12 protein-coding genes are annotated in these 12616 nt (G+C 65.8%); 4 read left to right on the plus strand and 8 right to left on the minus strand.

All coding sequences use genetic code 11. The features are described from left to right. Nucleotides 1-242: 242 nt before the first annotated feature. Both KOL99_RS01655 and cowN read left to right on the plus strand, forming a co-directional pair. A complete protein-coding gene (locus KOL99_RS01655) occupies nt 243-671 on the plus strand; it encodes an FKBP-type peptidyl-prolyl cis-trans isomerase (protein ID WP_216508760.1) in 429 nt (142 codons plus the stop codon). A 24-nt stretch (nt 672-695) separates the two neighbouring features. After that, on the plus strand, nt 696-1001 hold the full coding sequence (gene cowN, locus KOL99_RS01660) for a N(2)-fixation sustaining protein CowN (RefSeq protein WP_216508761.1): 306 nt from the start codon (nt 696-698) through the stop codon (nt 999-1001). A 193-nt stretch (nt 1002-1194) separates the two neighbouring features. Here cowN and KOL99_RS01665 read toward each other — a convergent pair whose 3' ends face one another. Next, a complete protein-coding gene (locus KOL99_RS01665) occupies nt 1195-2802 on the minus strand; it encodes a methyl-accepting chemotaxis protein (protein WP_216508762.1) in 1608 nt (535 codons plus the stop codon). Nucleotides 2803-3151: 349 nt separating this feature from the next. Here KOL99_RS01665 and ercA point away from each other — a divergent pair, with 349 nt between their 5' ends. Together ercA and KOL99_RS01675 are read left to right on the plus strand one after the other, a co-directional pair. Continuing rightward, nucleotides 3152-4312, plus strand: a complete 1161-nt coding sequence (gene ercA / locus KOL99_RS01670; protein ID WP_216508763.1) for an alcohol dehydrogenase-like regulatory protein ErcA — start codon at nt 3152-3154, stop codon at nt 4310-4312. Further along, complete coding sequence (locus KOL99_RS01675) at nt 4296-6371, plus strand: hybrid sensor histidine kinase/response regulator (protein ID WP_216508764.1); 2076 nt, start codon at nt 4296-4298, stop codon at nt 6369-6371. The genes ercA and KOL99_RS01675 overlap by 17 nt, the downstream gene beginning before the upstream one ends. Nucleotides 6372-6375: 4 nt before the next feature. On the opposite strand, the gene KOL99_RS01680 is transcribed toward KOL99_RS01675, so the two are convergent. From KOL99_RS01680 to KOL99_RS01710, 7 genes are all read right to left on the minus strand, one after another. Next, nucleotides 6376-7491, minus strand: a complete 1116-nt coding sequence (locus KOL99_RS01680) for a class I SAM-dependent methyltransferase (protein WP_236025736.1) — start codon at nt 7489-7491, stop codon at nt 6376-6378. A gap of 61 nt (nt 7492-7552) precedes the next feature. Continuing rightward, nucleotides 7553-9082, minus strand: coding sequence for a methyl-accepting chemotaxis protein (locus tag KOL99_RS01685; protein ID WP_216508765.1), 1530 nt, complete (start codon nt 9080-9082; stop codon nt 7553-7555). Next, entirely contained in the window at nt 9066-9545 is a 480-nt protein-coding gene (locus tag KOL99_RS01690; protein WP_216508766.1) for a hydrogenase maturation protease, read from the minus strand. Before KOL99_RS01690 ends, KOL99_RS01685 begins: the two co-directional genes overlap by 17 nt. Next, entirely contained in the window at nt 9518-9973 is a 456-nt protein-coding gene (locus KOL99_RS01695; protein ID WP_216508767.1) for a hypothetical protein, read from the minus strand. Before KOL99_RS01695 ends, KOL99_RS01690 begins: the two co-directional genes overlap by 28 nt. Continuing rightward, entirely contained in the window at nt 9970-10224 is a 255-nt protein-coding gene (locus KOL99_RS01700) for a 4Fe-4S dicluster domain-containing protein (protein ID WP_216508768.1), read from the minus strand. The genes KOL99_RS01695 and KOL99_RS01700 overlap by 4 nt, the downstream gene beginning before the upstream one ends. Before the next feature lies 1 nt (nt 10225). After that, entirely contained in the window at nt 10226-11641 is a 1416-nt protein-coding gene (locus KOL99_RS01705) for a Ni/Fe hydrogenase subunit alpha (RefSeq protein ID WP_216508769.1), read from the minus strand. Next, nucleotides 11641-12585, minus strand: a complete 945-nt coding sequence (locus KOL99_RS01710; RefSeq protein WP_216508770.1) for an NADH-quinone oxidoreductase subunit B family protein — start codon at nt 12583-12585, stop codon at nt 11641-11643. Before KOL99_RS01710 ends, KOL99_RS01705 begins: the two co-directional genes overlap by 1 nt. Nucleotides 12586-12616 lie beyond the last annotated feature (31 nt).

Consider the following 12616-nt stretch of genomic DNA (forward strand, 5'->3'; position numbering starts at 1 on the left):
GGAAGGGACTAAACGGTCAGGAAGCAAGTCCCTCCGATCCCGCCGTAGATACACAGGCGACACTTTTTTGCAGCACCTCTCCTTTTCTTTGTGAACCTGTGGCATGGGCGCGTGCCGCGGTTGCCATAACGATCCGGTCGCGGCAGGTCCGCTTACTGGTGCGGGAGTTGCAATTCCTTTCCCGCTCCTGCTGCCGTGCCCGGCGGGGGACACCGAAAACGACCGGACAAGGAGAAACAATCATGGCCACAGCCAGGATGGGAGACACCATCACCATCAGCTACATCGGGACCCTTGATGACGGCACCATCTTCCACAGCACCGAGGCGGCAGGCCCGCTGACGGTCACCTTAGGGGGGGGAGAACTCTTTCCCGCGCTCGAGAAGGCCATCGTCGGCATGCGGCAAACCGAGACCCGAAACATCTCGGTGAGTGCCGACGAGGCCTACGGCGCACGCCTCAAAGAGAACATCATCCGGGTCGCCCGGGGCAGTTTCCCTGCCGAAAAAGAGATCAAGCCCGGCCAAAAACTGGGCATCGAATTCTCCGGCGGGGCCGCCCGGGTGATGCTGGTGACCGAAGTGAGCGAGGAGGCGGTGACGCTGGACGGCAATCACCCCCTGGCCGGCTGCAACCTGACCTTCGCCCTGCGTCTGGACCTGATCCAGTAGGGACCCCTTCGAGGAGACTTTTCCATGCAGAAGCAGGACAAACCCGACCGCTACGTCTCTTTCGTCGGGATCGATGGTGACAAAAACTCGCAGGAGCTGATCGGGCTGCTGCGCCGGCACATCGACGATCCGACGAAAAGCAACCCGTTCTGGGAGCAGTTCAAGGAGAAGCTGGCGCGGGTCGGGCAGCCGGACCAAAACGGCGGCCGAAGCCTGGACGAGCTGTTCCTGGTGCACTCCTACATCAACAACATCCGTGAGCTGTTCGAGGAGTACGACGACGAGGGCGCCTTGGAGCTACTGGAGCAGGTAGAGAGGGAGAGCTGCTGAAGCTGGCGCGGCAGCCGGTTGCAGGCTGCCGCGCTATCGTTCGGACTAGAAGGACTCGAACTGCTGGTCAAGATCGTTGAGGCTGATGTCCACGCCAGGCCCGCCAGGAAGGAAGCCCCGGTGAAGACCAAAGGGTTGACTGAAGGCGGGCGCCCATGGCGGCATAGCCACCCGGGGCGCCCGGGGAGGTGGGCTACAGTTTGAAGTGACCGACCAGGCGCTGCAACTTCTCGGCGCTGCCGTAGAGCTCGTGCGCGGCGGCGGCCGACTCGTGGGCGCCGGAGGCGGTCTGGCGCACGGTCCCGGTGATCTGCTGCATGCTGCGGGAAATCTCCCCGGTGGTGGCGGTCTGTTCCTCGGCTGCCGTCGCCACCTGGTTCACCTGCATGGCCACCCCCTGCACCTGCTCCAGGATCTCCCGCAGCGCCTCTCCGGAACGGGCGGCCTCCGCCGTCCCGGCCGTCACCTGCTCCACCCCCTGTTCCATGACCGCCACGGCGGTCCTGGTCTCCTTCTGGATCGCCTTGATCATCTCGTCGATTTCGTGGGTGGCGCGGGTGGTGCGCTCCGCCAGGGCCCGCACCTCATCGGCAACGACCGCGAACCCCCTCCCCTGTTCGCCCGCGCGCGCCGCCTCGATGGCGGCGTTCAAGGCAAGGAGGTTGGTCTGGTCGGCGATGTCCTCGATGGTGACGATGATGGCCCCGATCTGGTCCGAGCGTTCCCCGAGCTTTTCCACCGTCCTCGACGACTCCTGCACTTTCGCGGCTATCTGTCCCATCACCGAAACGGTGGCCTCCACCACCTGGGCACCGTCGTGGGCTGAGCGGCTGGCCACGGTGGCTCCTTCCGAGGCCCGCTGGCAGCTCTGGGCGATGTCGCCGGAGGTGGCGGACATCTCCTCCCCGGCGGTGGCTACCGTGGCGGATTGCTGCGCCACCTCCTCAGCCGCACCGGCAATCTTTTCCGCGCCGGAACTGAGCCGCTCCGACGAAGCCACGACCACATCCGCCGTTGCCGCGATCTGCCGCACCATGTCCTGCAGATGCAGCACGAAACCGTTGAACTCCCTGGCCGTCTCGGCAAGCTCGTCCCTCGTTGCGATCTCCGCCTGCCGGGTGAGGTCCCCAGCGCTCACGGCGGTCAACAGCGCACGCATGGCGTTCACCGACGCCATGATCCCCTTCAGCAGCATTATCCCCAGTCCGGTCTGCAACAGGATCCCGACCAGGCCGATCACGCCACCCTCGACCAGGGCCTTGCGGCGCTCCGCGTCGAAGGCCTGGTCCGCCTGCCGCATCTCCCTGACCAGCGAATCGGTCATCTTGTCCATCTGGGACTCTATGTTTTGCACCTGCAACTCGATCTGCCGGTCCAGAGCGCGGACCTCTTGAACTGTGCTGTCGCCTTCGCGCAAGAGCGGCACCATCTTTTGCTCGAAGGTTCCGATCACCGCGGCCACGGCGTCCTTCACCCCTGCGACAAGGCTCTTTTCCTCGGCGGTATCGGCGCTGGCGGCGGTCGCCTCCAGGTTCTTCAGCACCTCTTCCTTTTTGGTCCGCCACGTCTTGAGAGTACGCTCCAGATCCTTGTTGACCTCCGCATCGGCTATCACCCGGTACAGAGCGAGCCCCCCCATGGAGGTTTCCTTGGCCAGCACCGCAGCGTCCGAGCGCTGGGCGCCTTCATCCTGCATCCTGCCGAGGGTGGCTATGGTGCGGAACTCAAGGGTAGCGATGACAGCGATGGTGATCAGCATGACCGCCATGTTCATGATGATCTTGGCCCGGAAGGTTGCCATTTTTGCCTCCTGTCCTCCTGCAGTCGCGTTCAGCATCAACAGTTATCTATCGGCCCGCAACGCTTGGCGATGAATGAGTCGAATCGCAATAAAAGCTGCGCATTTTCCCAAACGGCGGCTGCTGTCACAGCCGCCTTGGTGCCCGCGCTCGAATCTGACGAGCCTCTTTCAGCGCTACCGGTTTTTCTTAAAGTTTTCCGCCGATCGACCGATTAGGCACCCCTAAGAGTACGCCAGCTTCTCGTGGCAAAAAACGAGAAATACTGCTACACTACACAAGCTGCTCATCCATTGATTGTTCTTAACATCTGTTATGGCAGAGCGATCTGTTCGATCGGGGAGACGGGAGATGGCGGAAGGTTTGCAGCTAAGAAAATTTCTTGCCCCGGAATTCATCTTCGGCGCGGGGGCCAGGGAACTGGCCGGGCGCTACGCCAAGAACCTCGGCGGCCGCAAGGTCCTGGTGGTCTCGGACCCGGGCGTGGTAAAGGCGGGATGGACCAAGGATGTCACCGACAGCCTGGACGCCGCCGGCGTATCCTGGGTACTCTTCACCGCGCTGACGCCCAACCCCAAGGCGGAAGAGGTCATGGCCGGCGTCGCCCTGTACCAGGCGGAGCACTGCGACGCGCTGGTGGCGGTGGGTGGCGGCAGCCCCATCGACTGCGCCAAGGGGATCGGCATCGTCACCTCAAACCACAAGCACATCCTCGACTTCGAGGGGGTCGACATGGTGAAGGCCCCCATGCCTCCCCTCATCTGCATCCCGACCACCGGCGGCACCTCCGCCGACGTCTCCCAGTTCGCCATCATCAGCAATCCCCGCGAAAGGGTGAAGATCGCCATCATCAGCAAGTCCGTGGTCCCCGACATCGCGCTCATCGACCCGGTCACCCTGATCACCATGGATCCCTACCTGACCGCCTGCACCGGGCTCGATGCCATGACCCACGCCATCGAGGCCTTCGTTTCCACCGCCAGATCGTCGATGACCGACCTGCACGCGCTGGAGGCCATGAAGCTCCTGTCGACCAACCTGATCCCGAGCATCCGCGAGCTCGACAACGAGGAACTGCGCAGCAACGTGATGATGGGGAGCCTGCAGGCGGGCCTCGCCTTCTCCAACGCCATCCTCGGCGCCAACCACGCCATGGCCCACAGCCTCGGCGGCGCGCTGGACCTCGCCCACGGCGAATGCAACGCCATCCTCCTCGACCACGTCATCGAGTTCAACTTCGACGCGGCCCCCGAGCGCTTCGAGCAGATCGCGGTCGCCTTCGGCCTCGACCTGCGCGGCCTCACCCTGCCGCAGAAGAAACAGCGCCTCCTCGACCATGTGCGCAAACTCAAGGCGGACGCCGGGGTGGGACGCACCCTGGCCGAGGTCGGCGTGGGGCGCGACGACCTCGCGCTCTACAGCGAGCACGCCCTAAAGGACCCCTGCATGGCGACCAACCCGCGTCGCGCCTCCAAGAGGGATATCGAGGTAGTGTATGAAGAATCCCTCTGATCCCCGCCCCCCCGGCGACTCCGCCCCCCGTGACGAGTCCGCCGACACCGGAGATCCCGCTGGTTCTCCCCCCCCGCAGGATGCGCTGGAAGCGTTGCAGCGCAAGCTGGCGGGGCTGGGCGAAACCTCCATGCGCAAGACCTACTACCCAGAACTGCAGCAGCGCATGGAGGAACTCGAGCGCCTCAAGGCCTTCCTGGACCACAGTAACGACGCCATCTTCCTGGTCGAGGTGTTGACCGGCAGGATCGTCGACCTCAACGAATCCGCCAGCCGCCAGCTGGGCTGGAGCCGGGCCGACCTGCTGGAAAAATCCCTCTTCGACCTCTCCGACCTGCAGGACAATCCCGCCGCCGTCTCGCTGATCCGCTCCACCGAGGAGGATGCGGAGGTGCGCGACCTGATCGTGACCGAACTGTACCGGCAGGACGGCGGGAGCTTCTGGGCCGAGCTGACGCTGAACCGGATGCACTTCCGGGACCGCGCCTACGTCCTGGCCGTCGCCCGCGACATCACGCAAAGGCGCGCGGTGGAGGAGGCGCTGCGGCAAAGCGAGGAGTTTCTCAAGAACATCGTCGACCACATCCCGGCCATGATCTTCGCCAAGGACGCCCAGCAGCTGCGCTTCATCACCATCAACAAGTACGGCGAGGAGCTGCTCGGTTATTCCCGCAGGGAAATCCTGGGCAAGGGGAACGAGGACCTCTTCCCCCCCGCGCAGGCGCGATTCTTCAGCTGCAAGGACCGCGAGACCCTGGAAAACGGCGAGCTGGTGGAGATCCCTGAGGAGGTGGTGACCACGCCGGTCGGGGACCGGGTGCTGCGCACCAAGAAGATCCCGCTGCTGGACGACCAGGGCAAGGCGCGCTACCTGCTGGGGATCGCCGAGGACATCACCGAGCGCAAGCAGCTCGAGGAAAAACTGGTGCAATCCCAGAAGATGGAGGCGATCGGCCAGCTCGCGGGGGGCGTCGCCCACGATTTCAACAACATCCTCATGGTGATCCTGGGCTACGGCAGCATGCTCAGAAACGACGCCTCGCTCTCCTCCGCGCACCGCGAACAGGTCGACCGGATCATGGACGCGGCGGACAAGGCGGCGCAGCTCACCTCGGGGCTGCTCACCTTCAGCCGCAAGCAGGTGATCAAGACCCAGACCGCCGACCTCAACGAGGTGATCCGGCGCGTGGAGAAGTTCCTTTCCCGCATCATCGGCGAGGACGTGCAGCTCAAGGCGGTGTTCGCCCGGCACCCCCTGCCGGTGGACATCGACGCCAACCAGATCGAGCAGGTCCTGGTCAACCTCTCCACCAACGCGCGCGACGCCATGCCGCACGGCGGTCTCCTCACCGTCGAGACCGCGCTGCAGCGCCTCGACGCTGCCTTCGTGCAGGCCAACGGCATCGGCGAGCCCGGTCCCTACGCGGTGATCTCCATCTCGGACACCGGCATCGGCATGGATGACGCGACCAGGAAGAGGATCTTCGAGCCCTTCTTCACCACCAAGGAGGTGGGCAAGGGGACCGGCCTCGGCATGTCCATCGTCTACGGGATCATCAAGCAGCACTCCGGCTTCGTCAACGTCTACAGCGAACCGGGCATCGGCACCACGTTCAGGATCTACCTGCCGCTCAGCGTGACCAGCCCCTTGGCCGAGGAAGCCCTGAGGGATTTGGAACAGCCCAGGGGGGGGAGCGAGACCATCATGGTGGTCGAGGACGAGGCCGACCTGCGTGTCCTTTTGGAGCAGATTCTTACCGGCGCGGGATATCGCGTCATCATGGCCGAAAACGGCGCGGTCGCCGTGCAGCAGTACGCCAAGTCCGGCAGGGAGATCGCGCTCGTGCTCATGGACATGATCATGCCCGGCATGAGCGGCAAGGACACCTGCAAGGCGATCAGGGCACTCGACCCGAACGCGCGCGTGCTCTACACCAGCGGCTATACCATGGACATCATCAAGAGCCGCGACCTGCTCGAGGAGGGGACGGAACTGCTCATGAAGCCGGTGCGTCCGCGGGAGCTCTTGCAGAAGGTTCGGGAGATGCTGGACGCCTAGCGTTTCAGGCGCGGCTGTGCATGAGGAAAAGGCGGTCGGCGTAGGAGCCGGCCCGGGCAAGTTCGGTGGGGGTGAGATCAGCCGCCGGGACGGGGTTGCGGAAGCGGCGCAGGAAGCGGCGCTCGGCACCGTCCAGGGCGGCATTTTCGTGCCCGAGCCGCCCGGGCAGGTCCAGCGTCCCCGGGCGCCAGGGGGCGAGCGCCGGCGCCAGGCAGGGGTTCAGCCGGAACACCCCCTCGCGGCCGGGGCAGGGCCCCTTGCAGTCGCGCCCCAGGTAGAGGACGAAGTTCCCCGGCGCGCGCTTTTCCCGTTCCAGGGCCCGGATCCTGGCGATCTCCGGCTCCGGCTCCGGCAGCGCGCCGCGGTGGGCGAAGCGCAGGGGGGTGAGGCCGCTCCCCGCTACCAGTTCGAGCAAACCGTCGATGCGGTAGCTGGTCACCTGCGGGTGCAGCAGCGCGTCGGCCAGGCCCGACCGGGTCGCCACCTCGTCGGAGCTCTCGAAGAACCCCCTCAGCCGGGAGTCCTTCCCGCTTTGGCGCACCATGCTCCGCACCTGTTCCGGGTCCCGCACCTTCAATAGCCTGAGCGCCCGCCTGATGGAGTCCTCCTCCCGGCGCGTGTAGTGGCTGTAAACCATGATCCTCAGGATGCCCCCCTCGCCCAGCCTTGCCGCCAGCGCGCGCAGCCCCGCCTGCGGCTCCTCCAGGTGGTGCAGCACCCCATAGGCATCGATGAAGCCGTAGGGGCCGGGAGCGAGGGAGGGGTCGCAGAGGTCCCCGGGCACGAAGTCGACGCCGGAGATGCCGTGCAGCAGGCAGTGCAGGCGTGCCCGCTTCAGGCTTTTCTCGGACAGGTCGAGCGCGGTGATAGGGACACCGGGATTGGCCAGGGCGAAGGGATAGGGTGCGAAGCTGCCGCAGCCGGCAATGAGGATGCGCGAGGCGGAGGGGGCGAGTTCCCCGTTGAAGAGGGACCAGAGCGCGTCCAGGTTGTTGGCGAAGGTATCGCGCCGGCGCACCGAGGCGAAGAGGGGGTAGTCCGGGTAGGGGTAGAGCTCGTAATGGCGGCGGACGCTTTCGGGCATGGTGCGCAGGATAGCAAGGTTATGGCGTCGGGGCAAACCTTAATCCCGGTTCCCGCGTCGGCGTCCGGGAACCGGTCCAAGGGCAAAGGGGGCAACGCTAGAAGGTGAAGCGGTTCACCATGCTGGAAAGTTTCTCCACCTGGCTCTCCAGTTCCTTCGCGGCCACCAGGGATTCCGCCGCGCCGGCCGCGTTCTTTTCGGTGACCCCCGTTATCTGCGCCGCGCGCCGGTTGAGCTGCTCCAGGCCGCTTGTCTGTTCCTGGATCCCCGCCGCGATGTCGTCGGCAAAAATCGCGATCTCACGGGCGCCGTCCGCCGCCCCTTCCAGGTGCCGGTCGATCTCGCGGGAAAGCCCCACCCCCTCGCGGGAGAGTTCCGCGGAGGTCCTGGTGAGCGATCCGGTGGTCCTCGCCGCGTCGGCGGACTTGGCGGCCAGGGTATGGATCTCGTCCGTCATCACCTTGAACTCCTCCCCCGCCCCCTCCACGTGCGCCGCCTCGACCGCGGCGTTCACCCCCAGGAGGTTCGAGAAGCGCGCGATCTTCAAGAGGCCCTCCACCAGGGGATCGAACTCCGCCTGCTGCCCGGCGTTCAGCTTCGCCCCGAACTCCTTCATGGCCGCCGCGGTCTGCGAGCATTGGCGCGACAGCTTCCGGATCTCCTGGGCCACCACGCCGAAGCCGCCGGCCGAAATGCGCATCCTGGCCGCCTTGACGATGGTGCTCCCGGCCAGCGTTCCGGTCTCCCGGGCGATCCCGTCGATGTCGACGGCGATGTTCGCCGTGCTTTCGGCCGCCCCGCTGATCTCGTCCATCGAGCAAAGCATCCGCACCATGGATTCCTTGGCGGTAAGCACCGCCTCGGCCGCGCGCTTCGCGTTCGCCTGCGCCTCCTTGGAGCGCTGCGCGCTGCGCACCGCCGCGTCGGAGAGGGCGGCCAGGCTGAGCGTGGTCTCCTGGAGCTCCCGGCTCTGCTCGTTGGCGCCGTGCGCGAACGAGGAACTGATGTCGGTTATCTGTGAGCCGACCTTCGACACCAGCCCCGTCGCCTCGGACACCTGGGCGATGGCGTCGCGCAGCGCCTCGGCGGTCTGGTTCATCGCCTTTCTGATCGCGGCGTGCTCGCCGCGGTACTTCCCCTTCATCCTGCTCCTGAGGTCGTAGCGCGCCAGGCTTTCCAGCACCTCTCCGGCCTCCGTGATCGGCTCAATCACCGCATCGAGCGTCCCGTTGAACCCTTCGATCAGCTCCTTCCAGATGCCGTTGTAGTCCCAGTCGTTGCCCCGGGTGTTCAGCTTCCCCTCGCGGATGCTGTCGGTGAGGTGCACCGCCTCGGCGTGCATCCCGTACAGGATGGCGAGCAGGGTGTTGATGCTCTGCTTGATCCGGTGGTACTCACCCTGGTACTCCTCGATCACGAAGGGAGGGAGTTTGCCGTGGGCGATCTCGTCGAGGGCGCCCCCGGCGAGCCTCATCGGGGCGACCATGGCGTCGATCATGACGTTTATCAGCCCGACCGTCTCCGCGTCGGCGGCCGAAAGCCCCTTCGCCTCGCCCCGCACGTCGAGCCGCCCCGCGATCATCGCCTCGGACAGCTCCCGGACCACCTGGTTAACACTCCTGGCCATGCCGACCTCCCCGCACCAGTTCCCGCACCGCTGCCGCCGCCCGGTCGATCGCCCCGGCTACCTCGGCGGTCATGTGCTCCCGCGTTTGGTTGAAGCAGCGCCCCTCGATCCCCACCAGGGTGACCCGCTCGGGAACCCGTTCGGGAAAGAGGAACCTGCCGATCTCAATGCTTTCACGAAGCCCTACCCCGTGCCCGGATATCTCGCCGCCGCATGAGGGGAGGTCCCCCCAGTCGAGCACGTGCACGGTCCCCAGCGCAGCCCCGAGCTGCACCGCATCCACGATGACCAGGTCGGTCTCCCCCTCCAGCAGGTCGAGAAGGTCGATCCCCGCCACCCCGAGGTACTCGAGGCGCGCCCCGATCCCCGCGAGCCGCCCGTGCACCTCGAACCCCGCGGCGTCGTCCGCCACGAGCTCGTTGCCGATGCAGACGACTACTGCACTTCGGTCGCGAGGCTGCATGTCTCTCCCACCTCTTCCAGGCGCGACTTCACCGGCCGGCAGATGAGCCCGTTCACGATGCCGTCGAAATAGGAATGGAACAGGCGGCAGAGCGCGCCCCCGCTCTCGATCTTTCTCAAGGCGCACATCTCGCGCAGGATGCACTTCCCGAAGGTGAGGCGCCCGCCTGAGAGCTCGAATTCGAAGCCGCTCCCCATGCGCCGCGACAAAAGCGCCACCGCCTCATCCAGGGTCGCCCCGGGAAGCTCGACCGGGAGCTTCCTGGCGGTGTCCCTGCCGGCGATCCTCCCGACCGGGGCCGTGTTCCCCCCCATGATGTTGTCGATCGTGCTCGCGAAGGCGTCCAGGAGAAAAGCGACCTCGACGTACGCCTTCTGGTAGTCCTCGCTGCCAAGCTCCGCGTTGTACCCCGTGTCCGCCCGGTTCATAGGAACCTCCCCATCTTCCGGCAGAACTCCTCGTCCCGGTAGAAGTTCTTCACCAGGTGGATGTCGCGGTGCTCGATCGCCCCCGAGGGGCAGATGTAGGTGCAGGAGAGGCAGGCGATGCAGTCCTCGGCATGCGCCACGGTGCAGAGCCTCTTCTCTTCATCGCGCGTGAAGACCTTGGTGGGGCAGATGTCGATGCAGAGCTCGCACCCCCGGCAGGACTGTTCGTGTACGGTGATCTCGAGTGCCATGCTACCTCCGGATGGTCCTTAGCGTCTCGCCCTCGTGCCGGAACTCCACCTCGAGCGGCATCCGCCCGAGGGCGTGGGTCGCGCAGGAGAGACAGGGATCGTAGCAGCGGATGCTGAACTCCACCGCGTTCATGAGCGCCTTGTCGTTCGCGCGCCCCAGGACGTGCGAGCGGACCGACTGCTCGATGGAGCGGTTGATGAGGGAGTAATTCTGCTGGGTGGCGACGATCAGGTTCGCCTCCCGCACGATCCCCCTGTCGTCGATCAGGTAGTCGTGGATCAGCGTCCCCCGCGGGGCCTCGACGTGCCCCACCCCCCGGGACCCCGTGAAGCGGACCGGCACCCTGGTTTCGCCGCGGGCCTTCTTGTCGGCGAGGATGGCAGCCGCGCGCTCGACCGCCCAGATGATCTCCACGAGCTTCGCGTAGGTCTGGAAGACCGTTCCGTGGCAGGGGGAGCCGGCAAGCTTGGCGAATTCGGCACGCTCGGCGTCGGCCAAGGGGGTCCCGTACGCCCCCGCCACGTTCATGCGGGCCATCGGCCCCACGCGGTACTCCACGGGCTCGCCGTCCAGCCGTACCCGCACCTTCTTCATGTAGGAATAATCCACCACCGATTCCACGAGGAGCCGGTCGTACTCCGTCACGCCGAACTCGGCGCGGGTCGCTCCCGCCTCGTCGACCACCCTCAGGTCTCCGGCCAGAAGCGAGGCCTTGCCGTCCTGGACGGTCCCCATGGAGCAGACGGGAACCACCCACTCCGAGGCGATCGCCGGATGGGCATCGATCGACGTGTGCAAAAGCCCCTTCACCGTCGCCGCGACCTCGGGAAGCATGCGCCGCGCCTCGTCCACCCATTCGGACATGATCTTCGTTTTTTCCGCATCGAGCTCAAAGGCGATCCCCCCGGCCACGGAGGTTACCGGGTGGGTGCCGCGCCCCCCGACCATCTCGTTGATCTTCTGGCCGATGGTCCTCAGCCCGAGCGCCTTCTTGGCGAATTCCGGGTTCGCCTTCACGATGCCGACGATGTTCCGCTCCGCGGGGTCCGCGTCGAGGCCGAGCACGAGGTCCGGCCCCTGCAGCACGAAGATGGAGAGCGCGTGTGAATGGATGAGGTGCCCCGCGTACATGAGCTCCCGCAGCAGCTTGGCCGCCGGCGGCGCCGTGACCCCGGCAGCGTTGTCGAGGGCGTTGCAGGCGGCCAGGTGGTGCGCGGTCGGACAGACGCCGCAGATTCGCGCCGTCACGTGCGGCATGCGGTCCGCCTCCATCCCCACCAGGATCTTCTCGAACCCCCTGAGCTCGTTCACCACGAGCACCGCGCTCACGAGTTCCCCCCCCTGGTCCAGCTCGATAGAGACCTTGGCATGCCCCTCGATCCTCGTGACCGGGTCGATCTTCAACGACTTCTTCATTACCTGCCTCCCGCCTCGTAGTCGGCCTCTTCGTCCTCGATCCACCTCTTTATCAGGAAGGTGGGCTTCTCCCCGATCATCGAGGTCGCCATGGTGTAGGAGTAATGCGACTTGGCCGAACGCTCCAGCGAGCGGACGATCTCTTCGCGGTCGATTCTGGTGAGCCGCGACATGCGCTCCGCGATCTCGGTCCTGATGTCGCGGTTGGGCTCGGTCAGGACCTGCATGGTTGCTCCGGCGCAACCGGTGCAGGGGACGCCGTTGGACGGGCAAGGGGCAAGGCAGCGGTCGATGGTGACCGAACCGAGGCAGGTGTACCCCTGGCTCAGGAAGCAGCGCTCCGGATCCGGTATCCCCTCGAAGTTCGACTTAAGCTCAGCCACCTCGGTCTTCTCCATCTTCCGCTTGCACTTGGCGCAGACGCTTCTCTTTGCCGTCTCCGGCTCGCGCCCCTCGACCAGCGCCGAAAGGGCCTCGAAGACGAAGAGCGGATGCGGCGGGCACCCCGGGAGGTAGAAGTCCACGTAGATCACGGTGTCGAGCGGGGTAACCTTCGATTCGAGGGGGGAGACCTGGCGGCTGGGAGGGGGGGCGGGGGTCGTGGTCTTGTTCTCCAGGTAGACCGCGGTCGCGATCTCCTCGGGGGTGTGGATGTTCCCGGCCCCGGCGGGGCCGCCGAAGACGGCGCAGGAGCCCCAGGCGATGACGATGTCGCAGCTCTCCCGCATCTTCAGGGCCGCCTCGCGGTCGTGGACGTTCCTGATTGCACCGGAGACGAGTCCCACCCGCGCCTTCGGGTAGTCCTTCACGTCGGTCAGGACCGGGCAGCGCTGGATCTTCACGGCGGCAAGGACGTTCAGGATCTTCTCGTGCAGGTCCACGATCGCCACGTGGCAGCCGGAGCAGTCGGAAAGCCACTCCGTATTGACGGTTACTTCGCCCATAGTTCCTCCATCATCTACCGGACGTCCTCTC

The sequence above is a fragment of the Geomonas azotofigens genome, from assembly GCF_018919395.1.
GTDB lineage: Bacteria > Desulfobacterota > Desulfuromonadia > Geobacterales > Geobacteraceae > Geomonas > Geomonas azotofigens.